Annotated in this window: 20 protein-coding genes; 7 read left to right on the forward strand and 13 right to left on the reverse strand. The window is 62.2% G+C overall.

Annotation, left to right across the window (positions count from 1 at the left end; translation table 11 throughout):
- Positions 1–26: 26 nt before the first annotated feature.
- The 7 genes from PMI25_RS15255 to PMI25_RS15285 form a co-directional block, all read right to left on the reverse strand.
- Positions 27–998: a Csu type fimbrial protein gene (locus tag PMI25_RS15255; RefSeq protein WP_007961137.1), complete on the reverse strand. Its 972-nt coding sequence runs from the start codon at positions 996–998 to the stop codon at positions 27–29.
- Positions 995–3,352 (reverse strand): fimbria/pilus outer membrane usher protein, encoded by a 2,358-nt coding sequence (locus tag PMI25_RS15260; protein WP_007961139.1) that lies wholly within the window; start codon positions 3,350–3,352, stop codon positions 995–997. The genes PMI25_RS15255 and PMI25_RS15260 overlap by 4 nt, the downstream gene beginning before the upstream one ends.
- A gap of 258 nt (positions 3,353–3,610) precedes the next feature.
- A complete protein-coding gene (locus PMI25_RS15265) occupies positions 3,611–4,399 on the reverse strand; it encodes a fimbrial biogenesis chaperone (protein ID WP_007961141.1) in 789 nt (262 codons plus the stop codon).
- Between the two features lie 34 nt (positions 4,400–4,433).
- Complete coding sequence (locus PMI25_RS15270; RefSeq protein ID WP_007961143.1) at positions 4,434–4,934, reverse strand: Csu type fimbrial protein; 501 nt, start codon at positions 4,932–4,934, stop codon at positions 4,434–4,436.
- 4 nt (positions 4,935–4,938) lie between these two features.
- A complete protein-coding gene (locus PMI25_RS15275; protein ID WP_007961145.1) occupies positions 4,939–5,475 on the reverse strand; it encodes a Csu type fimbrial protein in 537 nt (178 codons plus the stop codon).
- A gap of 20 nt (positions 5,476–5,495) precedes the next feature.
- Positions 5,496–6,029 carry a Csu type fimbrial protein gene (locus PMI25_RS15280; protein WP_007961146.1) on the reverse strand — a complete coding sequence of 178 codons (534 nt, stop codon included), beginning with the start codon at positions 6,027–6,029 and terminating at the stop codon, positions 5,496–5,498.
- 104 nt (positions 6,030–6,133) lie between these two features.
- Entirely contained in the window at positions 6,134–6,655 is a 522-nt protein-coding gene (locus tag PMI25_RS15285) for a Csu type fimbrial protein (RefSeq protein WP_007961148.1), read from the reverse strand.
- Positions 6,656–6,942: 287 nt separating this feature from the next.
- Here PMI25_RS15285 and zapE point away from each other — a divergent pair, with 287 nt between their 5' ends.
- Positions 6,943–8,064 carry a cell division protein ZapE gene (gene zapE / locus PMI25_RS15290; protein WP_007961150.1) on the forward strand — a complete coding sequence of 374 codons (1,122 nt, stop codon included), beginning with the start codon at positions 6,943–6,945 and terminating at the stop codon, positions 8,062–8,064.
- 224 nt (positions 8,065–8,288) lie between these two features.
- Positions 8,289–9,602: a leucine-rich repeat-containing protein kinase family protein gene (locus PMI25_RS15295; RefSeq protein WP_045122073.1), complete on the forward strand. Its 1,314-nt coding sequence runs from the start codon at positions 8,289–8,291 to the stop codon at positions 9,600–9,602.
- Positions 9,603–9,726: 124 nt separating this feature from the next.
- Here the strand turns inward: PMI25_RS15295 and PMI25_RS15300 are convergent, their stop codons facing one another.
- Positions 9,727–10,431 carry a YebC/PmpR family DNA-binding transcriptional regulator gene (locus PMI25_RS15300; protein WP_007961154.1) on the reverse strand — a complete coding sequence of 235 codons (705 nt, stop codon included), beginning with the start codon at positions 10,429–10,431 and terminating at the stop codon, positions 9,727–9,729.
- A 219-nt stretch (positions 10,432–10,650) separates the two neighbouring features.
- On the opposite strand from PMI25_RS15300, the gene PMI25_RS15305 reads away from it, so the two are divergent.
- Positions 10,651–12,036 carry a type VI secretion system Vgr family protein gene (locus PMI25_RS15305; RefSeq protein WP_007961156.1) on the forward strand — a complete coding sequence of 462 codons (1,386 nt, stop codon included), beginning with the start codon at positions 10,651–10,653 and terminating at the stop codon, positions 12,034–12,036.
- 596 nt (positions 12,037–12,632) lie between these two features.
- Here the strand turns inward: PMI25_RS15305 and PMI25_RS15310 are convergent.
- Together PMI25_RS15310 and PMI25_RS15315 are read right to left on the reverse strand one after the other, a co-directional pair.
- Positions 12,633–14,024, reverse strand: a complete 1,392-nt coding sequence (locus tag PMI25_RS15310; RefSeq protein WP_007961158.1) for an FAD-dependent oxidoreductase — start codon at positions 14,022–14,024, stop codon at positions 12,633–12,635.
- 70 nt (positions 14,025–14,094) lie between these two features.
- On the reverse strand, positions 14,095–15,420 hold the full coding sequence (locus tag PMI25_RS15315) for an MFS transporter (protein ID WP_007961159.1): 1,326 nt from the start codon (positions 15,418–15,420) through the stop codon (positions 14,095–14,097).
- 269 nt (positions 15,421–15,689) lie between these two features.
- On the opposite strand from PMI25_RS15315, the gene PMI25_RS15320 reads away from it, so the two are divergent.
- Positions 15,690–16,562 carry a LysR family transcriptional regulator gene (locus PMI25_RS15320; protein WP_007961160.1) on the forward strand — a complete coding sequence of 291 codons (873 nt, stop codon included), beginning with the start codon at positions 15,690–15,692 and terminating at the stop codon, positions 16,560–16,562.
- A gap of 120 nt (positions 16,563–16,682) precedes the next feature.
- Here the strand turns inward: PMI25_RS15320 and PMI25_RS15325 are convergent, their stop codons facing one another.
- Entirely contained in the window at positions 16,683–17,543 is an 861-nt protein-coding gene (locus PMI25_RS15325) for a LysR substrate-binding domain-containing protein (RefSeq protein ID WP_007961161.1), read from the reverse strand.
- Positions 17,544–17,656: 113 nt separating this feature from the next.
- Here PMI25_RS15325 and PMI25_RS15330 point away from each other — a divergent pair, with 113 nt between their 5' ends.
- From PMI25_RS15330 to PMI25_RS15340, 3 genes are all read left to right on the forward strand, one after another.
- Complete coding sequence (locus tag PMI25_RS15330; protein ID WP_007961171.1) at positions 17,657–18,766, forward strand: 2-aminoethylphosphonate--pyruvate transaminase; 1,110 nt, start codon at positions 17,657–17,659, stop codon at positions 18,764–18,766.
- A gap of 144 nt (positions 18,767–18,910) precedes the next feature.
- A complete protein-coding gene (gene phnX, locus PMI25_RS15335) occupies positions 18,911–19,738 on the forward strand; it encodes a phosphonoacetaldehyde hydrolase (RefSeq protein WP_007961173.1) in 828 nt (275 codons plus the stop codon).
- Positions 19,739–19,931: 193 nt separating this feature from the next.
- Positions 19,932–20,480 carry a cytochrome b gene (locus PMI25_RS15340; protein WP_007961175.1) on the forward strand — a complete coding sequence of 183 codons (549 nt, stop codon included), beginning with the start codon at positions 19,932–19,934 and terminating at the stop codon, positions 20,478–20,480.
- Between the two features lie 161 nt (positions 20,481–20,641).
- On the opposite strand, the gene PMI25_RS15345 is transcribed toward PMI25_RS15340, so the two are convergent.
- Positions 20,642–21,568 (reverse strand): 1-aminocyclopropane-1-carboxylate deaminase/D-cysteine desulfhydrase, encoded by a 927-nt coding sequence (locus PMI25_RS15345; protein WP_007961177.1) that lies wholly within the window; start codon positions 21,566–21,568, stop codon positions 20,642–20,644.
- 227 nt (positions 21,569–21,795) lie between these two features.
- Positions 21,796–23,835: an NADPH-dependent 2,4-dienoyl-CoA reductase gene (locus tag PMI25_RS15350; protein ID WP_007961178.1), complete on the reverse strand. Its 2,040-nt coding sequence runs from the start codon at positions 23,833–23,835 to the stop codon at positions 21,796–21,798.
- Between the last annotated feature and the right edge of the window lie 132 nt (positions 23,836–23,967).

A 23,967-nucleotide genomic window follows, 5' to 3' on the forward strand; every position in this document is an offset into this window, starting at 1 on the left:
CAGCTCCTACAGGGGACTTTGTTGAGTCAAAACCCTACGTCGAGCACGACATTGTCCAGGTAAGTGCCCGCCGGCGGCGTGGTCTGGTCGGTGTAGATTTTCGCGTTGTAATTGAAGATCTGGCTCCCCGTGCCCAGGCCATTTCCCGGGTTGACCTCGGCATCGGTGCTCGACCGGCGCGCGCTGCCAACGCTGCCCCACCGGGTGGTGCCGGCGCTTTTGAAGATGTCGTAGGCCAGATAATTACTCCCGGAAATCATCCGCCGCCGACCGCCAACACTGACCGGGTTCTGCCCGTCGCTCAAACCGACGGTGTAGGCGCTGCCCTTGGTACAGGCCAAATTGATCGTCTGCCCGGTCACCGGGGTAAAAGCGCTGATCACCGGCGCACTGCCGAAGGCAACGTTCGGCGCGGTAATCGTGCAGTCGTTGGACACGGTCAGATTCACCGTCAACGTCGCGGTACCGCTATTGATGTCGCGCCCCAGACAGACACTGCCGATACCGATCCCGGAGCAGTAATTCCAGTTCCAGAAAATGCTCAGGGTTTCCGTATAGACACCGGCGGCAACGTTGCTGCCAATGGTCGTGCCCAGATACAGCGGCACGGTTTTCGGGGTGGTGCCGTTGAGCAGTCCCAAGGCATCGATGATGCCGTTGCGCGCGAAGTCATAGGCGGTGCCGCGAGTCACCGGGTAGCTGGTGCTGTTGTTGGCGTAGATCGTGTAGCCGATGACGTCGCCGGTCGGCCCGAGCAAACCACTCTGGGTCGAGGTGATGGTGGCGTAGAAATGGTCGTTGCTGGTCAGCAATGACAACAGCGAACCGGTACAACTCAACCCGGCATTGAGCGTGGAACTGGGCTGCGTCGTGGTGCGCACGGCAATCGAACTGATCGAACCGAACGCCGCCGGCGTGGTGCTGACCACCGAACACAAGGCCTGCGCCATCCCCGGCAGCAGCAACGCCAGACACAGGCAAATCCGCGCCGCGTTCATTGACACACCAACGGGCCGATCAGCGGCACCTGGCTTTGCTGCATGTCCACAGCGAATTGCGTCTTGCAGGTCTTGCCGTCGGCCAGCGTCACCAACAACGAGTTCTGCGCCTGCAGGTTTTCCAGGTAGACCAGCCCGTCCCAGCCGACCACCGTCTGTGTACCACTCTGCTCGTGCAGCACGCCCGCGCCCAATGGCAGTTCACGTTGCTGCGCATCCACCAGCACGATGCTCGCGGCGATCACCCGGGTCAGTGGAAACTCCAGCAAATAGCCGCTGCCACGGCGTACGGCGATACGTTGTTCGACGTTGGGGCTGCGCACGTTGGCCGGCAGATTCAGCGGATCGATTTCGTATTTGCCGCGGTAGTACGCGCTGCTCCACGGCACCAGCAAATGGCCGTTTTTATCGGTCTGCCCGACCTGCTGGTTTTCGTAGCGCACCGGAATATCAGCGAAACCCTCGGTGCTGACCACTACAAACGCGTCGTCGATGCGATTGGCGGCGAACACCTGGCGGTCCATCCACACCAGCGAGCCACTGGCATCGGCCCAACGGGTCTCGGCCTCGGACGTGCCGTAGACCCCGGCCTGCAACTGCACCGATTGCATACGCCAGGTCACGTCGGCCTGGCGATAGTCGGGACCGTCACCCTTGGCATACCCCAGATTGAAACCGACCCCGCCCTCGGTCGGCACCGAGCGGCTGTAATTGACCCGCTGCTGACTCTGCCCGGTTTTGCTGCGTTCACTGCTGATCGCCAGGCTGCCGCGCAGATCGAACGGGATCACCAGTTGCGCCTGCACTGCCCAGTTGCTGTCGCCGATCTCGCGGTTGGCCGACAGATAGAAGCTGCTGTTGCGCCACAGCGGTTTGCTCCAGCTCAGGTTGAGCAGACGCGTGCGCGAATCGTCCGCCGCGCGCACATCGAAATAACCGGCACCGAGGCTGCCCCAGCGTTCAAGGTTGACGCTCAGGGTCGCCTGCTCGCTGCGCCGGCTGAGGCTGATGTAAGGGCTGTCGATCACGCTCAGGTCGGCGTACTGATCGCGGCGTTGCAGGCGCTGCCAGGAAAAACTGTAGCGTTGGCTGCTGTACTGATAACCGAGACTCAACTGCTCGCCGCCGTCGCCCTCGAACCGGCTCTGACTGATGGCGCTATTGAGTACGCCGAAATTGCCCAGACGCCAATTGCCGCCGATGCCGCCGAGGGTCAGCGAGTCAGCCGCTTCGGCGTGGCTTTCCAGGGTGAAGCTGTCGCTGACACCGTAGCGCAGGCTGCCGGAAGTCACGCCAGGGCCATAGCTGAAGTCCTTCAAGCCGTAATCACGGCGCAACGTACCGGCCGCCACCGAAAAATCACTCAGGCCTTTTTGCAGCAGACTGCTGGTGACATAGAACGGCACCGTGGTCGAGACCTGCCGTCCCAGCGCATCGGTGGTCACCACCACGGCCTCCCCGGCGCCGTTGATGAAGGGAATGTTGGTCAGGGTATACGGCCCCGGTTGCAGGTCGGTGCTACTCGACTTGTAGCCGTTGATGAACAGATCCACCGACGACGGCACCGCGGCCTCGCCGGCGAACTGCGGCAACGGATAAGTCACCAGATCCGGACGCACGGCAAAATCCCGTGAAAATTGCACGCCGCCCAGACGCACTGAATTGCTCCAGGGCAAGGCGCCGCTGATCACGTCCCCGCCTTCGTAGGTGAGCATTCGCTCGTCATCGGAGTAACGCCAGGTGGTGTCGTAGCGCAGGTAACCGTTGTCGAGCGTGCTGACCGAATCCCCGGACAAGGTACGCCGGTACTGCCCGGTATTGGACAACGTGCCCCAGCTGTCGAACAGCCGCAGCTCATTCCAAGCCGCCAGATAAGTGCCGGCATCGTCAGTGTCGTTGAGGTACAAGTCGTAGTTGAACAACGCGCCGAAACTGCTCAGCGCCGGGGTGCGTGGATAGTTCTCGCGGTTGCCGATGAACTGGTCCGGCAACCACTGCGGTGGCACGTCCAGCAGCAGGCGCTGGCCGACACTGTCGTATTCGCTGTGCAGTCCCGGCAAACCGTCGAGATCGACTTCGTCAGCGCTGCCCTCGGGCAATTTCATCCCGGTTTCGCGCAGTGCACTGGCCGGCAGAAACAGATGCCCGTTACGCTGCTGCACCGCCACCACCCGCCCGGTGTTCATCTGATTGACCACCAGTTCCAGAAACAACTGTGCATCACTCACAGCCTCCATGCCGCTGGGCGGCGGCGGCAGTTCGCCGGCCTCAGATGGTTGCACGAACATCAGGCACCACGCGCCGGTCATGAGCCACAACGGACGCTGAATACGACGAGCCCATCCCGGGCTCATACACGCTTTACGTCCGTCAATGGACTTGATCCTCCTGATGCCACTCTTGCCAAAGCCAGTTATCTTTCTCTGGAATTTTGACGACACGATGTAATCATTGTGGCGAGGGAGCTTGCTCCCGCTCGGCGGCGCAGCCGTCGTTAGATCTGTTTAAGCGGGCTACCTGACACTGCGTGCTCGCCTGACTTGGGGCTGCTTCGCAACCCGGCGGGAGCAAGCTCCCTCGCCACAGTAATCCACTCAACACAGGGTCTTGGTTCAGCGTCCCGGCGCAATGCTCTGCACCTGCGCCCCGCCATTGACCCGCACCTGCAACGCCGACTCACTGGCCAACGGCCCCGGTGCCGGCCAGCGCATCACCGCCCTCGGCAACACGTAACCCAGCAAGCCTTCGGCCAATGGTTTGTTTTGTCCGCCCTGTTTGATCGCCACGTCGGTGAGCCGCGCATGCACCGCGCCCTGATTGCGCACCTCGACATACGGCCGGCCGTCCACCGTCACCGTGCGCCAGCTCAGTTGCGGCACACCGATACCTTTGGGATCACGCGGGCGGCTGCTGTCTTCCTTGCTCCACAGCCCCGCGCCGTAAGCAAACAACGGCACCGAATAGCGCATCTGGAAGCGGATCGCGGCGGCGGTCTTGCCGCCCTCGGCAGCCGGCGGCTGGGCGGAAGGGATTTCGTCGATGATGATCCGGTAGGCCAGCTCCTGCCCCGGCGGCACATCCTTGGTCCGGGTCAGACGCACCAGTTGCTTTTGCCCTGGCTCGATCTTCGCTACCGGCGGGCTGCCGATCACGTCGCGCTGATTCTGGTATTGCTCTGCAAAACCGCTCTGGCTCCAGCCGAACACACGGATCTGCAGGTTGGCGGTTTCCGTGCCACGGTTTTCCAGCCACAGCGCACTGGCCTGTTGATCGGCCTCCAGCACCGGATCAATCGGCCAGATCAGCACCGAGCTGGCGGCCTGCGCATGGCCAGCCCCGAGCATGACCAGCGCCAGCAACGCGCCCTGCAACAACGAATGCCCAGACGTAACTGCCCCCATGAACCTGCTCCTTGTCGGCCATTCAAATGTCGCTTTACCACGACAGCTGCACCTGCAACACGTCGCTGTACGTCCCCCCAGGCTGATTGCCCGGCAATTGCACCTGGCCGTAAATCGGCAGGCTGATGTTGTTCGCATCGCTATAGGCCACCGCCACGCTCTGACCGATGCCCAGGCTCTGGCTGTACGCCGCATCGCGAAACAGCGCATACGCCACCCGCGCACTGCCGCTGTTGATCTGCATATGCCGACCGCTGCTGTTGTACTGGCCGCCATCGACGCTCATGTTCAAGGTCACACCGGGGGTGCATTGCAGCTGCACGCCGCCGGTCAATGCCACTTGCACCGTTCCCGTCGCGAGGGCCGAGCGCGAGCCGAAATTCAGCCCGCCGTAATTCGACACCCCGCCAACTACCAGACACCCCGGCGTGATGGTCGCGCTGACCTGGAAGCTCTGGCTGGTCGCCGCCCCCAGCGGCAGCGGCACACTGCCCGCACAGAGCAGGAGCAGCGCGGCACAGCCCTGGCGGCGCATGGCATCAGAACGTCAGTTCGACAGCGACGGTGTCGGTGTAAGTCCCGGCCGGCAGCCCGGCCTTGCCCACCGCCTGACCGTAGATATTCACCGTCTGCGCCACGCCAGTGCTGGTCGCCAGGTTGATCGTGCCGTCGATCGGCAGCAGCTGTGAATGCCCGGCATCGGTGTAGAAATCGTACGGCACGTAGTTGGCGACACCGTCGTACAGCGCACGAGCGCCGCCCGGCGACTGCCCGTCGTGAGCACCGGCGCGCACTTTGACCACCGGGGTCGTGCCGCTGGAACAGAGTATCGACAACGCCCCGCCGCCACCGCCGAGCACTTGCCCGCTGGCGGTGGTGAACAGACTGTTGGCGGTACCGAAGTTCAGCGCACCGAAGTTCAGGCCCGTGGAGCCGCCGGCGCCATTGACCTGACAGCTGCTGATCAGAGTCAGGCTGGCGGTGATCTGGCCGGTGACCGTGGTGGCGGCGTGGGCACTGGAAACCAGCGTCAGGCCGAGCAACGACAAACCTATCCTTGATGCAAACGTACGCATGGTGTCCGTCCTCTACGGGGTTACCAGTCGAGCGTCACCGTCAGCGTGTCGGTATAGACACCTGCCGGTACCGCGCGGGTATTCGCCACCACCGTGCCAAACACCGGAATCGGTATTTGCGCACCGCTGGTGACAGCGAAATTGTGTTGTTGACCAATGCTGTAGCGCTGGCTGCCGGAGGCATCCAGAAAGAGTTGGTAAGGCAGGGTCTGACGCCCGTTGCTCAGGCGGCGGGTGGTGCCGTCACCGTGGCTGCCGCCATCGATGGTGACGGTGAAACCAGTGACCGAAGGATTGCAGGCGACATTCAGCTTGCCGCTGCTGTCGCTGTCGAGACTGGCCTTGATCGGCGCGTTCCAGGTTGGCCCCTGCTGACCGAAATCGAGGGTGCCCAGATTGCTCACCGGGATCGCCGGGGTGGCGCTGTTGGTGACTTCGCACCCGGCGATCAGGATCAGCCGCGCATTGATCTGCCCACTGATCGCCGCCTGTGCGTCGTCAGCGAGCAACAGCAACGTACCCGTGGCGATGACCATCCAGTGCTTGCCTGTCATTGCGTCCGTCCTACTCCTTCAGGATGCCTGCGTACCTTGCGTTCAGCATTGAACGCCCCTTCCCTGCGCAATCCGCCTCCAGCGAATTGCCTGAAAATCTGCACTTACCAGGTCACAGTGACCTTGACCAGATCCGAATAGCGGCTGACCTGCGGCACCTGCGTCAGACGCTCGATTCGTGCATACAGCGGCAGCTCCACCGTGCCGGTGTCCGGCACCCGGCCGCTGACCGGCACGTCCACCACCAGCGGCACCCGGCGCGCCGCGTCCTGATACAGCCGATAGGGAATCGGCTGGCTTCCCGCAGCCCCCGCCATGTAGCGAACCTCACCAACGCCGCCATGCAGGCCACCGTCGACCCGCAGCTGATACGGCGTGTCGGGGTTGCACTCCAGGCGCGGCAGACGTTGGTTGGTCAGTGCCGCACCCAGTGATCCGGCCGGATCATCGAGACGCGCAGTACTGCCGAAATCCAGCACACCCAGTTGTTCGATACCTGCCTCGCGCTGCTGGCCGATCAACTGGCAGCCACGCTGCACGTCAACGCGGACTTCGACCTGAAAATCCGCCGCATGCACCGAGGCCCCCAGCACCCCGAGCAGGCCCATCACCACACGTACAATCACTGTCCCATTCCTTGTGAGGGAACATCCTGGATGACGTTACTGTGTTTCAGGTTAGCAACGGTCGACGAATTCGCCAGTCGATTGGATCCATGGATCTGCCGGGATATGTTTCGAAAGATTGGCAACACGGCGAATTACATCGCTGAAAATAGCTGTACGCTCCGCACAAATCTGTTCAGTGATCGCCCACAGTCGACCAGCCGCGATAGAAGCCGGGCGCAGCCTCTGGTTACACTACGGCGCCGCGCCTCCGGGCGCCGGTCTGATGAACACGGAGTGACTGCACTGTGCCCTCTCGAGCGCCCAAACGATCGCCACTGACCCTACGCTGGTCGGCGCTGCGCCGCTGGTTCGCCAAGGGTCGGCCAGCGCATGCCGGGCATGACGCGAATGCCCAGTCGATCCGCGACTATTTCCGGCACAAGGCCCAGGGCCAGGGTTACACCCTCAGCCACAGCCAGCAGCGGGTGATCGATTGCATGGCGCAGCAGGCCAGCCTGTTGTTCGGCGCCAGGCCGCAAACGCCGCCGAGCCTGTACCTGCATGGTGCGGTCGGACGTGGCAAGAGCTGGCTGCTCGACGGTTTTTTCCAGGCACTGCCGACCGCGCAGAAACAGCGCGTGCATTTCCATGAATTCTTTGCCCGGTTGCATCAGGGCATGTTCAACCATCACGAACAGGACGACGCTCTCGGCGTGACCCTCGACGAGCTGTTAGACGATTGCCGGGTACTGTGCTTCGACGAATTCCATGTGCATGACATCGGCGATGCGATGCTCATCACCCGTCTGTTCAAGGCCTTGTTCCAGCGCGGCATCCTGTTGCTGGTGACCTCCAACTATCCGCCGGAAGGCTTGCTGCCCAACCCGCTCTATCACGCGCGCTTCAAACCGGTGATCGAATTGATCAACGCCCGCATGCAAGTGATGGAGGTCGGCGGCCCGCACGATTACCGCAGCCAGGCGAGCAACCATGCGCATCAGTTATTCACCCAGGGCCACTATGTGTGGCCAGCCACCGCAACCCAGCGCCAGACCTTGAACCTGCCCGCGCAGGACGCGCCGGCGATTGCCTTGCCGGTGGGCATCCGGCACTTGCAGGCACGGCTGTGCGAAGGCCGCACCGTCGGTTTCACCTTCAACGATGTGTGTGAGCAACCAACGGCGGTCATGGATTATCTGGAGCTGTGTAGACGTTTCGATCACTGGATCATCGATGATCTGCCGGAACTGGGAGAGTGCCCGATCGCCGCGCAACAGCGCTTCATCAACCTGATCGACGTGCTCTACGACCAGGACAAACACCTGATCCTGCTCAGCCGCTTGCCACTGCGCGATGCGCTTGGCGGCAATGCCATCGACCTGGCCCGCACCCGCAGTCGTTTGGGGCAGTTGCAGGAAATCCACTGATCCTATTGAACACCATTGATCACCACTGTGGGAGCGAGCTTGCTCGCGAAAGCGGAGTGTCAGTGACGAATCACTGACTGACAGGACGCCTTCGCGAGCAAGCTCGCTCCCACAGGGTTTCCGGTGTTATCGAGGGTCGGGTCAATGCAAATCCAGCCATTGCCGTTATCATGTCGCCCATTCCGAGCGCCCGGCGCTTCTTTCCCTTGATAGTGAACATCCCCATGCACACCCTTGCTCAATTGCGCGCCGGCGAGTTGTCGGGCATTACCCGGCTGGATCTGTCCTGCGGCCTGACCGAGTTTCCCCGGGAGATTTTCGAACTGGCCGATACGCTGGAGGTGCTCAACCTCAGCGGCAACGCCCTGAGCAGTCTGCCCGATGATCTGCATCGACTGACCCGGATGCGCATCCTGTTCTGCTCGGACAACCGCTTCACCGAGGTGCCGGAGTGCGTCGGAAAATGTGCGGCGCTGACGATGATCGGCTTCAAGGCCAACCGCATCAGCCACGTGCCGGGCGCTGCATTGCCGCCGCTGCTGCGCTGGTTGATCCTGACCGATAACTGCATCGAAACCCTGCCGACCGAACTGGGCGAGCGCCCGTACCTGCAAAAGTTGCTGCTGGCCGGCAATCGCCTGCAAGCGCTGCCAGCCTCCATGAGCCAGTGCCATCGCCTGGAGCTGATCCGCATCGCCGCCAACCAGATGCGTGAACTGCCGCAGTGGCTGCTGACCCTGCCAAGCCTGACCTGGCTGGCGTACGCCGGTAATCCGCTGGAAACCGAAGCCGACGCCGCCGCGCTGGAAGCCACGCCCCTGATCGACTGGTCGGAGCTGCGTCTGGAACAACGCCTGGGCGAAGGCGCGTCGGGGGTGATTTCCCGGGCGCAGTGGCAGCGCGCCGACGGCTCGCAAGTGCCGGTCGCGGTGAAACTGTATAAAGGTGAAATGACCAGCGACGGCTCGCCGCTGCACGAGATGAACGCCTGCATCACCGCCGGCCTGCACCCGAACCTGATCCGCGTGGAGGGCCGTATTCACGGGCATCCTGATGACCAACAGGGACTGGTAATGCAACTGATCGACCCAAGCTTTCGCAACCTGGCGGCGTTGCCGAGCCTGGCGAGCTGCTCACGGGATGTCTACGCAGAGGATTGCCGTTTCAGTACCGAGGTGGCCTTGAATATTGCCAAGGGCATCGCTTCGGCTGCCGAACACCTGCATCAACAGGGCATCACCCACGGCGACCTCTACGGCCATAACATTCTGTTGAACGATCAGGGCGATTGCTTGCTCGGGGATTTCGGCGCGGCGTCGTTCCATGCCACCACCTACAACCTGGAAACCCGGGCACTGCAACGCATCGAAGTGCGGGCGTTCGGGGTTCTGCTCGGGGAATTGCTGGCGCGCGTCGACTCGGGGTTGAGCGATGAACGACGCGAGGTGCTGCAAGCGCTGGAGCAGCATTGCTGTCAGCCAGATGTGCTGGCGCGGCCGGGGTTCAGCGAAGTGATTGAGGTGCTGGAAAAGCTGTAACTGACACAAATCCTGTGGCGAGGGAGCTTGCTCCCGCTGGACGGCGAAGCCGTCCCAAAAACAACGACTGCTATGCAGCCGAGCGGGAGCAAACTCCCTCGCCACGGTTTATCTTTGCAGCAAATCAGCCCGCCAGACCGACAAACATGTCCTGCACGTCGTCGTGGTTGTCGAGGCCTTCGAGGAACGCTTCGACTTCAGCCATCTGCTCGTCGCTCAGGCCGCTGACCGGGTTCTTCGGCTGGTAGCCGAGTTTGGCCGACAGCACGGTGAAGCCTTGCTCAGGCAGGGCTTTCTGCACGGCGTCGAGGTCGGTCGGATCGGTCAGGAACAGGGTCGCGCCCTCTTCACCCGGCTCGAAGTCCTGGGCACCGGCTTCGATCGCGGCCATTTCCGGATCGGCGTCCGGGGTGTCCGGCGATGCTTCGATCATGCCGACGTGGTTGAAGTCCCACGCCACCGAACCGGAAGCACCCAACTGCCCCTTGCGGAACGCCACGCGGATTTCCGCAACGGTGCGGTTGATGTTGTCGGTGACGCACTCGACGATCAACGGAACCTGATGCGGTGCGAAACCTTCGTACGTCACACGGTGGTATTGCACGGTTTCGCCCAGCAGGCCGGCGCCTTTCTTGATGGCGCGGTCCAGGGTTTCCTTGGGCATCGAGGCTTTCTTGGCCTGTTCGACCACCAGACGCAGGTGTGCGTTGGTGGCGGTATCGGCACCGTTGCGGGCAGCGATGGTGATTTCTTTCACCAGTTTGCCGAAGATCTTGCCCTTGGCGTTGGCTGCCGCTTCTTTGTGTTTAACCTTCCACTGTGCGCCCATTACTCACTCTCTTGATCTGTGGCGCCGAGACATCTATTGGCCGACGCGTGGCGCCAAGTTTATACGGCCTAAAGTCGGCAATCGACCAAAAAAATCATTGTTGGATCGACATCTTCACCACGACTTGTAGGGCGATTCTGAAAAGCCCACCAGCCATGACCATTCGTGCTCGCGTTTTCGTACCCTCTGCCGTCCGTATTGCCCACAGAGCCCGTACGAATGCTCAATGACAAGGATAGCCCGTTCACCCTGACCCTGACCGACGGCCCGCTGTGCCTGCCGGTCTTGCGTTTCAGCGGCACGGAAGCACTCAATCAGCCGTTTCGCTTCGAGATAGAAGTGATCGGTCTGGCGCCAGCGTTGCCCCCCGGCAGCCTGCTGCGCCAACCCGCGTTCCTGCGCCTGGGTACCGATCACGGGATTCACGGCCTGATCCACAGTGTCAGTTGCGAGCATCGCGCCAGCCACCGCATCGGCTACCGGCTGATTCTGGTCCCGATGCTGTTGAATCTGCAGCAGTCGCCGCGGCGCCGGGTCTTCGTGCAAACAAGCGTGCCGGCGATCCTTGCGCAACTGCTCGAAGAACATCAACTGCCAACGGACAGTTACCGGATCGAGATGAGTGTCGGCCAATACCCGCCACGAGAATTTTGCCTGCAATACGAGGAGAGTGACCTGGCCTTCGTGCAACGGCTGTGTGAGGAGGAAGGTATTCACTATCACTTCGAACATCACCCGAACGGGCATGTGCTGGTGTTTGCCGATGACAACCTGAGCCTGCCGCAGGAGCCGCTGCCAGTGCCGTTTGCCGTTGCCGACGACACGCCGTCACCACGCATCAGCACGCTATTACAGCGTCATGACGCGACACCGGTCATGGCCGCGCCCGGCATTCGCAACCGGGGCCAGGCGGTCATTACCGCAGACGCGGCCAACCACCCCGTGCCCGCGCTCACACCGCTGAACCTGTCGAGCGACCAGCGTCACTCCGAACAACGCAGCCGCCGCCATCTGCAGCGTCAGCGCTGCCAGTCGCGCACGATCCGGGGATCCGGCGACTGCAGCGCGTTGCGCAGCGGGCATCTGTTGCAGATCAGCGAACACCCGATCAATGCCTTCAACGAGCAATGGCTGATCACCGAGCTGCACCATCAGGGCCAGCACCCCTCGATCCTCGATCCGACAACCGACGTGCATCGCTATCGAAACGACTTCAGCGCCCTGCCCTGGTCGAGCGATTTTCGCCCGCCCCTGGCGCAGCCGCGCCCGAACATCGGCGGCTATCACCTGGCACGAGTGCTGGGATCGCCCGGCCAGCCCGCGCCACTGGATGACCGCGGGCGCATCGGCGTCAGCCTATGGCCTGCGCAGACAGCCGAGTCTGCGTGCCTGTGGCTGCCGATCGCGCTGACCGGCACCGGCCGGCTCGCCGCCCACCAGCTGCCCCGCGCCGGCAGTGAGGTGTGGGTGAGCTTCCTCGACAGCGACCCGGATCGACCGATCCTCTGCCTCGCCAACCCGCGTTCCGCACCACCGAACGAAACGCCACCACCGCGCGACAGCAGCCTGTTGCTCGATTGGCTGCTGCATGGGGCCGATCCGTAAGCGACGCAGACATTGGAATTGAGTACAGCTGCCGAATACTGGTTGACTCGGAGGTCGCTATCGCGAGCAGGCTCACTCCTACAGGTGGATTGGGTGCGGGCAGTTGGAGATTAGTCGGCTCGCAGGCCACCATCGCTGGCAAGCCAGCTCCCACAATTGGATTGGGTGTATTCAGCATGAGATTGGCCGGCTGTCGAGCCAACTCCCACAGAAGAGCTAAAGCCAAGCGCATGCTTTTCACCACTCAATGGCCGAGTGTCAGCTCGCCGAAAGCTCTTGATCTTGCCGTGCCGGCCCCTTCGGCAGGCTGAGTGGAGGGGTTTATCCGGGGGTGGGAGCGCAGCGACCGTTTGGCGCAGCCAAACACATCGAGAGGAGGTGCAGCGAAGCCAACCGTAGGCGATGCCCCCGGATGAACCCCGTAACGAAGGAACCCGAGCCTAAGCGAGGGCCGTACGCCGGGGCCAAGCCTTTTGGTTACTTTTCGGCGTCTGGAAAAGTGACCCGCCGTAAGGGCGGAACCCTAAGCAGCCGTTACCGCAGCAACGGATATGTACTCAGTAACCCAAAAGAACGCAGCTCTCGCCAGCCCCCAATCACCCCTTGTCAGCCTTCCCCGCCGCCGCCGCAAACTTCGCCAACCGCACATCCAGATGCCGCGGCCGCCGCCCATGATCCTCAGCCCGCTCCTTGCGCCGAATCGCATTACGCACCATCAACGACCCCAGATACCGAATCGGCTCCGGCGGAAAATACCCCAACGGCCCATTCACCAAGGGCGAACGGGTCCAAGGGTTATCGAGCCCCTGCACCAACGAGGCAAGAATCTGCCCGCCCATGTGACAAGGCCCCACGCCACTGCCGGAATAACCAAAACCATAAAACACATTGCCACTGGCACTCATCTGCCCAAAAAACGGCAACCCGGTCACCGAACGATCCGACGGTCCATTCCAGGTCGCATCCACCTTGACCCCGGCAAACGCCGGAAAAAACTCCCCAAGGCTGCGCTTGAGCACATCCGCATAAGGCGATGGCTGATCGAACACCGGCAACATCCGCCCACCAAACGCGAACGTGTTGCCACCCTTGCCGAGCATGATCCGCCCGTCCGGGGTGTTGTGGTAGTAGTGCACGAAAATCCGCGAATCGAGCACCGTGACGCCGCTGGTCAAACCGATGTCCTGCAACAGATCCGGGCGCGGTTCGGTGATCAGCATGTCGCTGGAAACAATTGCCACGCTGCGCTCGAACTGCGGAAACGCCCGGGCCATCCATGCGTTCATCGCCAGCACCACGCGGTCGGCGATCACGCTGCCATTGGCCGTGTGAATGCGCGCCGGACGGCCCTCCTCCAGGCCGGTCATCGCCGTGTTTTCGTGGATTTTCACGCCAAGCTGCAACGCCACCCGACGCAAGCCGCGCACCAGTTTGCCCGGTTGCACACTGGCCGCCGCCGGTGAGAACCAGCCCTCCAGATGCTTGGCGGAACCGGCCATGCGCTGCACGTCGGCCACCGGGCGCTGGGTGAAGGAGTTGATGCCGTTGCGATCCAGCGCCGCGATCACTGCGTCGGTCGAACCGACCTGCGCCTTGTTGGTAGCGGTGTACAGCGTGCCGTCGAGGCGGTAATCGGCGTCGACGCCGAACTGCTCGCAGAACTCGCCGATGGCGTGGATGCTGCGCTCGGACTCCTTGACCAGGCGCACCGCTTCCTCGACGCCGAACAGCCGCTCAAGGGTGAAATACTTGGCAGACCACGACAACGCGCAACCACCGTTGCGCCCACTGGCACCGGCACCGCAGATGTCGGCTTCGATCAGCAACACGTCGAGTTCCGGGTTCTGCTGCTTGAGCATGATCGCTGTCCACAACCCGGTGTAGCCGCCGCCGACGATGCACACGTCAGTGCGCACTTCGCCTTGCAGCGGCGGGTAAGTCGGGGATGGGTCGGCCTGCAAGGCTTGCTCTAGCCAAAACGGTCGCATGGGATTCTCCAGTCAGATGGCCACGACACAGCCTGCCGCGAACGCCGCAGCAGGCCGCGAGGCGAGGGTTTCAGTTACGCAGGGGTTTGATGGTCAGCGGGCAATTGGGAATGGACGCACGCGGCTCCATCACTCCGGTCGGGCGGCTGTTCCAGTGCGGAATCAGCACCAGCGCCGAGAACAGCGCGCAGCCGGCAAAGACGATGAACACCGTCACCGAGTCGAAGTAGCCCGGCAGCAGCCCGCCAAGTACCGCGCCCACCGAGCCGCAGCCGTTGACGAAACCCGCCGCCGTGGCGCCGGCCTTGGCCTTGCCGAAATCGATGGCCGCCGCGCCGCTGATCATCGAGTCCGGCCCGTACAGGGTCAGGCCCATGACAAACAGCAGCGCCACCACCAGCATCACGCTGCCGGTGTGCAACGCGCCCATGAACAGCGCCAGGGTCACGGTCAGTGCCAGCAGACTGAGGACGCAGGCCGGCATGCGCCGAGCACCGAACAGTTTGTCCGAGGCCAGACCGATCATGATCGGCCCGAGCAACCCGGCCAGTTCGAACGAAGTGGGAATGATCGCCGCGCCGACCTTGCCGACACTGGGCATCTGCTCAAAGACGATCACCGGCCCCCACAACAGAATCGCGTAACGCGCCGGTTTCAACATGAAATACGCCAGGCCCAGCACCAGCACCGTGCGGTTGCGCAGGATTTCCTTCAACGGCTCCCAGACGCTGAGCTTGCTGTTGGCTTCGGTTTCTGCGGCACTGAGTTCCGGCTCCGGTTCAACCGCTGGCAAACCGACGTCTTCCGGTTTGTTGCGCTGAAAGATGAAGAACAACACCGCCACAGCCGCAACCACCACCGCGCTGGAAATGAACGCCGCGTGCCAGGTGCCCATCAGCGTGTACGCCCACCAGCCGGCGAACGGCGAGGCCACCAGACCACCGAACGCATAGCAGGAACTCCACAGACCGAGCACACGCCCGCGCTGTTCGGCGGGGAAGAAACTGCCGAGGTTCTTGCACAATCCTGACCAGCCGGTGGACTGCGCCAGCCCTTGGATCAGCATGCACGTGGCGAAGATCGGCAGCGTGGCGAAGCTGCCCATCACCAACGCAGCGCCGGCGGAAATCAATAAGCCGCCGAGCACCACGACCCGTGGGCCGAAGCGGTCGGCGAGCATGCCCCAAGTGAATTGGCCGATGGCGTAGGCCGCCAGATAGATCGCATCGAGGTTGGCCATGGCCATCTTGTCGAGCATGAAGGTCGGGTCTTCGGCGATGCCCAGTTTGGCCACCGAAAACGCTTTGCGGGTGAAGTAGAAAGCGGCGTACGCGAGCCAGGTGACAGCGAAAATCTGCATGCGCCAACGCGCAATGGTGCCGATGTGCTTGTTCATTGTGGTTCTGACCTCAGGATGTGAGTGTGCCGGCAGAATCGTTAAGTAAACGCCTGTGTTTTTTATTGTTGAGCACTGCGCCAGCGCCCCATCCCTATGGCGATAGCGGTCAGATGAGTCCTGTTGTTGCACGCACAGGCTCATCGCCAACCTTGCGGCCCGAGCGGGCAGTCAATGATGGCGTGAGCGGATCAAAGCAATTACTGTTTAATAAATAAAATCGATTTATCGTATTTCACACATAAGCTCAGCTTGTTACCGGAGGCTGCATGTCGGTGTCCCACGCCCAGCTCAAAGCCTTCCACGCCGTGGCCGTGCATGGAAGCTTCACCAAAGCCGCCGAACGGCTTTTTCTCACGCAACCGGCGATTTCCGACCAGGTGCGCAAACTCGAAGAACGCTTCGGTGTGTTGCTGTTTCATCGCAACAAGCGTTCGGTGCGCCTGACCGATCTGGGCGAGCGCCTGCTGGCGATCACCCAGCGGCTGTTTGTGATCGAGGCTGAAGCTCAGGAACTGCTGCAGGAATCCCAGGCGTTGCAGACCGGCAGCTTGATCCTCGCTGTGGACGCCCCGGTGCACGTGCTGCCGCAGATTGCGCGGTTCTGCGAGCGCTACCCGGGGATCAACGTGAAGATCGAGACCGGCAACACCGATGAATCGCTGTTTCGCCTGTTCAACTATCAGGCCGATCTGGCGCTGCTCGGGCGGGATGTCACTGATGAACGCCTGCTGTGCGTGCCGTTGCGCAACGACCCGATGGTGGCGTTCGTCTCACGCCATCACCCGTGGGCCGAGCGCGAGTCGATCTGTCTGGCTGATCTCGATGACACGCCGCTGGTGCTGCGCGAACACGGCTCGGTGACCCGTCAGACCCTCGAAGAAGAAATGGCCCGGGCCGGGTTTCGTATTCGCCCCGCGATTCAGGTCGAGGGCCGGGAAGCGGCGCGTGAAGCGGTGGTGGTGGGGATTGGTGTGGGGGTGGTATCGGCAGCGGAGTTTGGCGCGGATTCACGGGTGTGCGCGTTGCCGATCACCGATTGCACGCGGCGGTTGACCGAGACGCTGGTGTGCTTGCGTGAACAGAGTTCGCGGCGGGTGGTGGCGACGTTTCTCGAGATGGTGCGCGAAAGCCTTGTGTAAACCGTATGGCCCTTTCGCGAGCAAGCTCGCTCCCACAGGGTTCTCGGTCGTTCACACATTATGTACACGCCACAGTACCTGTGGGAGCGAGCTTGCTCGCGAATGAGGCGACGCGAATTGTCAAACTGGCGCCAGACCGAAGAACGCCTGAATCAGGCGCAATTCCCGCCGCCGCTCCATACAGCCGATCATGTGCCGATTGACCAGCCCGTCGCCGACAATCGGAATCGCCACCACCCGCGGGTCATGGCTGACTTCTACCGACGACACCACACCCACCCCCAATTCCGCTGCCACCGCCTCGGTCACCGCCTCACGGCTGTCCAGTTCCAGCAGAACCCGCGGATTGACCGTCGCCTGCGCACACGCCTGATCAAAGGTGCGCCGGGTGATCGAACTCGGTTCGCGCAACACCATGATCACCTGATCCAGCTCATTGAGCTTCACTTCGCCGGCACGCTGCGCCCACGCATGCGCCGCCGGTACCAGCGCGCAGATCCGCGATTCGCTCAACGCTTGCAGATGCAGGCCCTTGCGCGGTTCGACCTCGGTCAGCACCGCCACGTCGGCATGCTCGGACAACAGCGCGGCGAGGGTTTCCTGCGCATTGCCCAGACGCAGGTTCACCGTGATTCCGGGATAGCGCGCACGCAGGCTGGCGAGCATCGGCATGACCATGTGCGGGCCGTCCGCCGCCACCTCCAGACGCCCGGTCAGCAACTGACGGTTGGCTTCGAGCAGGGTCTGCGCTTCTTCGGCCAGACCGAACATGGCGCGGGTGATCGCCGCCAGTTTGGTGCCCTCCTCGGTCAGCTCCACCCGGCGTGCGGTGCGACGCAACAAGGTGATCTGGTAGTGCTCCTCCAGCGCCTTGATGTGTCCGGTGACCGCCGGCTGACTGATGAACAGGCGCGCGGCGGCGCGGGTGAAGCTGCCTTCCCGGGCCACGGCGTCGAAGGCGCGCAGCTGGAACAGATTCATGGATAACCCTCACTGATGGCTGGCATAACAACAAACAATTTGATTGATAGACCGCCGAATTGCAACGTATGCCCCGTAGCTTCATCCCACAGCGCTTTCGCGAGGACACACGAATGAGTACTGCCGCACCCATCCTGCTCACTCCCGGCCCGTTGACCACCTCGGCCCGCACCCGTCAGGCAATGATGGTCGACTGGGGGTCATGGGATGACCGCTTCAATCAACTGACCGCCAGCCTTTGCGAACAATTGCTGGCGATCCTCAACGGCGCCGCCACGCATCACTGCGTACCGTTGCAGGGCAGCGGCACCTTCGCCGTCGAAGCGGCCATCGGTACTTTGGTGCCGCGTGACGGCAAGGTGCTGGTGCTGATCAACGGCGCCTACGGCAAACGTCTGGCGAAGATCTGCGAAGTGCTCGGCCGCTCGTTCAGCACCTTCGAAACCGCTGAAGACGAACCGACCACCGCCGCTGACGTCGACCGTCTTCTGCGCGCCGACCACGACATCACCCATGTCGCGCTGATCCACTGCGAAACCAGCACCGGCATCCTCAACCCGTTGCCGGAAATCGCCGACGTCGTGCAGCAACACGGCAAGCGCCTGATCATCGATGCCATGAGCTCGTTCGGTGCGCTGCCAGTGGACGCGCAAAAAGTGCCATTCGATGCGCTGATCGCCGCTTCGGGCAAGTGTCTGGAAGGCGTGCCGGGGATGGGTTTTGTTTTCGCTCGCAAGGAATCACTGGCTGCTTCTGCAGGAAACTCGCATTCGCTGGCGATGGATCTGCATGACCAGCACAGCTACATGCAGAAGACCGGCCAGTGGCGTTTCACCCCGCCGACCCACGTGGTCGCGGCGCTGCACGAAGCGTTGCTGCAATACAACGAAGAAGGTGGACTGCCTGCTCGCCATGCGCGCTACGCCGCCAACTGTCAGGCGCTGATGGAAGAGATGAGCAAACTCGGCCTGCGCAGCTTCCTGCCGGCAGCGATCCAGGCGCCGATCATCGCCACCTTCCATGCCCCGCAAGATCCACGCTACCAGTTCAAGGACTTCTACGAACGGGTCAAGGCCAAGGGTTACATCCTCTACCCCGGCAAACTGACCCAGGTCGAAACCTTCCGCGTCGGCTGCATCGGCCACGTCACCCCGGACCAGATGCGCCAGGCCGTGGCGGCCGTGGGAGAAGTGCTGCGCGAGATGGAAGTCCTGGAGATCTAAGCCGCACCAAAATCCCTTTGTAGGAGTGAGCCTGCTCGCGATTGCGTTTCAGCATTCACCGACGATGGCGACTGACACACCGCTATCGCGAGCAGGCTCACTCCTACAGTTTGAATCGCATTCCAATACAGGATTCTGACCAACATGAACTACACCAACCCAAGCAAACTGCAAGCCGCCATCCTCGACTGGGCCGGCACCGTGGTGGATTTCGGCTCGTTCGCACCGACGCAGATTTTCGTCGAAGCCTTCGCCGAATTCGACGTTCAGGTGTCCATCGAAGAAGCCCGTGGCCCGATGGGCATGGGCAAGTGGGACCACATCCGCACGCTGTGCGATCAGCCACAGGTCGCCGAGCGTTATCGCAAAGCCTTCGGCCGCACCCCGACCGATGACGACGTGACCGCGATCTACAACCGCTTCATGCCGCTGCAGATCGAGAAGATCGCCGAGCACTCGGCGCTGATTCCCGGTGCGCTGGAAACCATTGCCAACCTGCGTCAGCAAGGGATCAAGATCGGTTCCTGCTCCGGCTACCCGAAACAAGTGATGGACAAGGTCGTGGCCCTCGCTGCCACTAATGGCTACGTCGCCGACCACGTGGTCGCCACCGACGAAGTGCCGAACGGTCGCCCATGGCCGGCTCAGGCCCTGGCCAACGTGATTGCGTTGGGCATCGATGATGTCGCGGCCTGCGTGAAGATCGACGACACCGTGCCGGGCATTCTCGAAGGCCGTCGCGCCGGGATGTGGACCGTGGCGCTGATCTGCTCGGGCAACGCGCTGGGCCTGGACTACGCCGGCTACCGGGCGCTGGGCAGCGATGAGCTGGCCAGCGAACGCAAACGCATCCATGCGCTGTTCGCCGACTCGCGCCCGCACTACATGATCGACACCATCAGCGACCTGCCGGAAGTGATTGCCGACATCAACAAGCGTCTGGCCAACGGCGAGATGCCGCAATCGAGCTGATCGCGTCTATTCGTCAACACAACAAAAAACGCCAGGGTCTTCGCGACACTGGCGTTTTTTTTGGCTAAAGCCCTGACTCAGCGCAGTGAAACTCCGATCAGCCTCAGGCAAATCCGCCAAAGCGGATTACAGTTAAAGCATGCCGTCGCGCAAGAACGGCACGTGGCGACCCTGATCTGTGAGGAAATACCGTATGCCGTGGACAAGTTCCGAATCCCGCTACAGCACCGTGTCCGTGCTGCTGCACTGGCTGATGCTGCTTCTGTTGATCCTGGTGTACGCCAGCATGGAGCTTCGGGGGATCTTTCCCAAAGGCAGTGGCGGCCGCACGCTGATTCGCGAAGTGCATTACATGCTCGGCCTGACCGTGTTCGTGCTGGTGTGGTTTCGCCTGGTAGCGCGCAGCATCGGCCCGGCACCGAAAATCTTCCCGGCCTCGCCGCAATGGCAAACCCTGCTGGCGCGGGTGATGCACTGGCTGTTGTACCTGTTCATGATCAGCATGCCGATTCTTGGCTGGCTGATTACCAGCGCCGAGGGGCATCAGGTGATGTTCTACGGTTTCGATCTGCCACTGCTGGTTCATGAAGACAAGGCTTTCGCCAAGCAGGTGGAGCACTGGCACGTGTTGATCGGCAATACCGGCTACTGGCTGATCGGCCTGCATGCGCTGGCGGGGCTTTATCACCATTATGTGGTGGGCGATAACACCTTGTTGCGGATGATGCCCAAGCGCGGTTGAACAACACCTCGGTGCAATTCCCCTGTGGCGAGGGAGCTTGCTCCCGCTGGGCTGCGCAGCAGACCTGAATGCAGAAAATGTGGTCTGTCAGGCAGACCGTATTTGCTGGATCAACGACGGCTGCGCCGCCGAGCGGGAGCAAGCTCCCTCGCCACAGAAGCTCAACTGCAGGAGATGAATCCTCGCCGCCCCTGCAAACCGCCCGTGTGCACAAAGATCAGCCGGGTGCCTGACTCGAATCCCCTCGCTTCGATCCGCTCCTTGAGCGCCAACAACGCCTTGCCGGTATACAACGGCTCCAGCGGTATGCCGCTCCTGCGTTGAGTAATCTCGATGAATTCAAGCAACTGCTCATCAACCTTGGCGAAGCCACCGCGGCTGGCGTCGAGCAGCTCGTAGCCGGCAGCAGCGACACCGGCCTCTTGCATAATCGCCTCAACCTGCGGCGCCACGCCATGATCCTCCGGCACCGCCAGCGCGCCATACACCGGATGCGCACCCGCCTCGGCGAGCACCAACCCTGCCAGGGTCGTCCCGGTGCCGCACGCCAGCCACCAGCCATGGTAATCGCTCCAGCCCAGCGTGCTCAGTTGCGAACTCACCTGTTGCTTTAGCACCTTGCAGCCCAGCGCACCGGCCAATCCGCCGCCGCCCTCCGGCACTGCGTGCAGATTCGGGTACTGTGCCTGCCAAGGCTCCCAGAACCCGGGCTCATGTCGCGCCCGATAGCCGCCGTAACCGAGCCAGTGCAGGTGCATGCCGAACGCCTGCAGATCGGTAACCGTCGGCGTTTGCTGTGGATGGCCACGCAACAGCCCGACCGTTTCGAAACCCAGACGCTTGCCTGCCGCCGCCAGTGCATGCAGATGATTGGAATGCGCACCACCAAGACTGATGATGCCCTGCGCCCCGGCGCGGTCGGCGGCCTTGAGATGCTCGATGAGTTTGAACCATTTGTTGCCGCTGATCAGCGGGTCGATCCGATCCAGACGCAGGATGGCGACCTCGATTCCGGCGATGGTGAGCCAGTCGAGTTGCAGCCATTCGAGGGGGGCTTGGGGTAGCCAGTTGGGGGGAGGAAGAAGCATGGGCGACTGATCATTCTGGGCAGAGGCCCACATTCTAGTCGCGCATAAGCAGCCATCGCGAGCCGGCTCACTCCTGCATTGGCTTGATGGTGCTCACCGAATCAGTGAACAACACAAACACTGTGGGAGCGAGCTTGCTCGCGAAAGCGGAGTATCAGCCAATACATATGTCGACTGACACCACGCCTTCGCGAGCAAGCTCGCTCCCACAGGTTAAGCGGCGTAGCTTAAAGTTCAGCGGCGAGACGCGAGCCCTGGTTGATCGCGCGCTTGGCATCCAGCTCCGCCGCCACATCGGCGCCACCGATCAGGTGCACGTTCTGCCCCGCCGCGATCAAACCATCCTGCAGCTCGCGCAGTGGATCCTGTCCGGCGCAGATCACGATGTTGTCCACCGCCAGCACTTGCGGCTCGCCGGTCTCGCCGATGCGGATGTGCAGGCCTTCATCGTCGATTTTCAGGTATTCGACGCTGTTGAGCATCTGCACCTGCTTGTTCTTCAGACCGGTGCGGTGAATCCAGCCAGTGGTCTTGCCCAGACCATCGCCGACCTTGGTTTTCTTGCGCTGCAACAGGAACACTTCGCGAGCCGGCGCGTGCGGCGCGGCTTTGATCCCGGCCACACCGCCACGTGCTTCCAGGTTCGTGTCGATGCCCCACTCCTTCCAGAACGCCGTGCGATCCAGACTGGTGGCCACGCCTTGGTGCACAAGGAACTCGGAGACGTCGAAACCGATACCGCCGGCGCCAATCACCGCGACGCGCTTGCCCACCGGCTTGCGCTCGAGGATCACGTCCAGATAGCTCAGCACCTTGGCGTTGTCCACGCCCGGAATCGCCGGAACACGCGGCGCGATACCGGTGGCGAGGATGATTTCGTCGTAACCGCCTTCAACCAGTTTCGCCACATCGACACGAGTGTTCAGGCACACCTCGACATTCGTGGTCTGCAACTTGCGCTTGAAGTAGCGCAGGGTTTCGAAGAATTCTTCCTTGCCCGGCACACGCTTGGCAATGTTGAACTGGCCGCCGATTTCGCTGGCCGAATCGAACAGGGTCACCTGATGACCGCGCTCGGCGGCCACGGTCGCGGCGGACAGACCGGCAGGTCCGGCACCGACCACAGCGATTTTCTTGATCTGCTGCACCGGCAAATAGTTGAGCTCGGTTTCATGGCAGGCACGCGGGTTGACCAGGCAACTGGTGAGCTTGCCGCCGAAGGTGTGATCGAGGCACGCCTGGTTGCAACCGATGCAGGTGTTGATTTCGTCGGCACGGCCTTCAGCGGCCTTGTTGACGAAGTCCGGGTCGGCGAGGAACGGCCGCGCCATCGAGACCATGTCGGCATCGCCTTCGGCGAGGATCTGCTCGGCGATTTCCGGGGTGTTGATGCGGTTGGTGGTGATCAGCGGAATGTTCACCGAACCACGCAGCTTGGCGGTGACCTTGCTGAACGCCGCGCGCGGCACCTTGGTGGCGATGGTCGGGATCCGCGCTTCGTGCCAGCCGATGCCCGTGTTGATGATGGTCGCGCCGGCCTGCTCGATGGCTTTGGCCAGGGTCACGATCTCTTCCCAACTGCTGCCGCCCTCGACCAAATCGAGCATCGACAAACGGAAAATGATGATGAAGTTCGGGCCGACCGCTTCACGCACTCGACGGACGATTTCCACCGGCAGGCGCATGCGGTTTTCGTAGCTGCCGCCCCAGCGGTCGGTACGGTGGTTGGTGTGCGCGGCGAGGAACTGGTTAATGAAATAGCCTTCCGAGCCCATGATCTCCACGCCATCGTACTCGGCGCTCTGCGCCAGCACCGAGCAGGTGACGAAATCGCTGATCTGTTTCTCGATGCCTTCCTCGTCCAGCTCCTTGGGCTTGAACGGGTTGATCGGTGCCTGAATCGCACTCGGCGCGACCTGTTTCGGGCTGTAGGCATACCGCCCGGCGTGAAGGATCTGCATGCAGATCTTGCCGCCCGCCTCATGCACCGCGCGGGTGACGATGCGGTGCTTGAGCGCCTCTTCCTCGGTAGTCAGCTTGGCTGCGCCGGAGTACACGCCGCCCTCGTCGTTCGGGCCAATGCCGCCGGTGACCATCAGGCCGACACCGCCACGGGCGCGCTCGGCGAAGTACGCTGCCATACGTTCGAAGCCGCCCGGTTTTTCTTCAAGGCCGGTGTGCATCGAGCCCATCAGGGTGCGGTTGCGCAACGTGGTGAATCCCAAGTCCAGCGGGGCCAACAGGTGCGGGTAATGAGCGGCGGTCATCGGTAACTCCACAACGAGCGATCACGGAAATTGCGGGAGCTCTGCGTCCCCCGTCAGTCATGTTCGACAGACTAAGAGTCGCACTGCTGTCACTCAATGACCGAAACTGACAACTTATTGATCCAAATGCGC

This window comes from Pseudomonas sp. GM30 (genome assembly GCF_000282275.2).
Lineage (GTDB): Bacteria > Pseudomonadota > Gammaproteobacteria > Pseudomonadales > Pseudomonadaceae > Aquipseudomonas.

Bases quoted from the DNA above. Each gene is read 5' to 3' on its own strand.
- PMI25_RS15255 (WP_007961137.1), bottom strand. From the start codon at position 998: ATGAACGCGGCGCGGATTTGCCTGTGTCTGGCGTTGCTGCTGCCGGGG.
- PMI25_RS15260 (WP_007961139.1), bottom strand. From the start codon at position 3,352: ATGAGCCCGGGATGGGCTCGTCGTATTCAGCGTCCGTTGTGGCTCATG.
- PMI25_RS15265 (WP_007961141.1), bottom strand. From the start codon at position 4,399: ATGGGGGCAGTTACGTCTGGGCATTCGTTGTTGCAGGGCGCGTTGCTG.
- PMI25_RS15270 (WP_007961143.1), bottom strand. From the start codon at position 4,934: ATGCGCCGCCAGGGCTGTGCCGCGCTGCTCCTGCTCTGTGCGGGCAGT.
- PMI25_RS15275 (WP_007961145.1), bottom strand. From the start codon at position 5,475: ATGCGTACGTTTGCATCAAGGATAGGTTTGTCGTTGCTCGGCCTGACG.
- PMI25_RS15280 (WP_007961146.1), bottom strand. From the start codon at position 6,029: ATGACAGGCAAGCACTGGATGGTCATCGCCACGGGTACGTTGCTGTTG.
- PMI25_RS15295 (WP_045122073.1), top strand. From the start codon at position 8,289: ATGCACACCCTTGCTCAATTGCGCGCCGGCGAGTTGTCGGGCATTACC.
- PMI25_RS15300 (WP_007961154.1), bottom strand. From the start codon at position 10,431: ATGGGCGCACAGTGGAAGGTTAAACACAAAGAAGCGGCAGCCAACGCC.
- PMI25_RS15305 (WP_007961156.1), top strand. From the start codon at position 10,651: ATGCTCAATGACAAGGATAGCCCGTTCACCCTGACCCTGACCGACGGC.
- PMI25_RS15310 (WP_007961158.1), bottom strand. From the start codon at position 14,024: ATGCGACCGTTTTGGCTAGAGCAAGCCTTGCAGGCCGACCCATCCCCG.
- PMI25_RS15315 (WP_007961159.1), bottom strand. From the start codon at position 15,420: ATGAACAAGCACATCGGCACCATTGCGCGTTGGCGCATGCAGATTTTC.
- PMI25_RS15320 (WP_007961160.1), top strand. From the start codon at position 15,690: ATGTCGGTGTCCCACGCCCAGCTCAAAGCCTTCCACGCCGTGGCCGTG.
- PMI25_RS15325 (WP_007961161.1), bottom strand. From the start codon at position 17,543: ATGAATCTGTTCCAGCTGCGCGCCTTCGACGCCGTGGCCCGGGAAGGC.
- PMI25_RS15330 (WP_007961171.1), top strand. From the start codon at position 17,657: ATGAGTACTGCCGCACCCATCCTGCTCACTCCCGGCCCGTTGACCACC.
- phnX (WP_007961173.1), top strand. From the start codon at position 18,911: ATGAACTACACCAACCCAAGCAAACTGCAAGCCGCCATCCTCGACTGG.
- PMI25_RS15340 (WP_007961175.1), top strand. From the start codon at position 19,932: ATGCCGTGGACAAGTTCCGAATCCCGCTACAGCACCGTGTCCGTGCTG.
- PMI25_RS15345 (WP_007961177.1), bottom strand. From the start codon at position 21,568: ATGCTTCTTCCTCCCCCCAACTGGCTACCCCAAGCCCCCCTCGAATGG.
- PMI25_RS15350 (WP_007961178.1), bottom strand. From the start codon at position 23,835: ATGACCGCCGCTCATTACCCGCACCTGTTGGCCCCGCTGGACTTGGGA.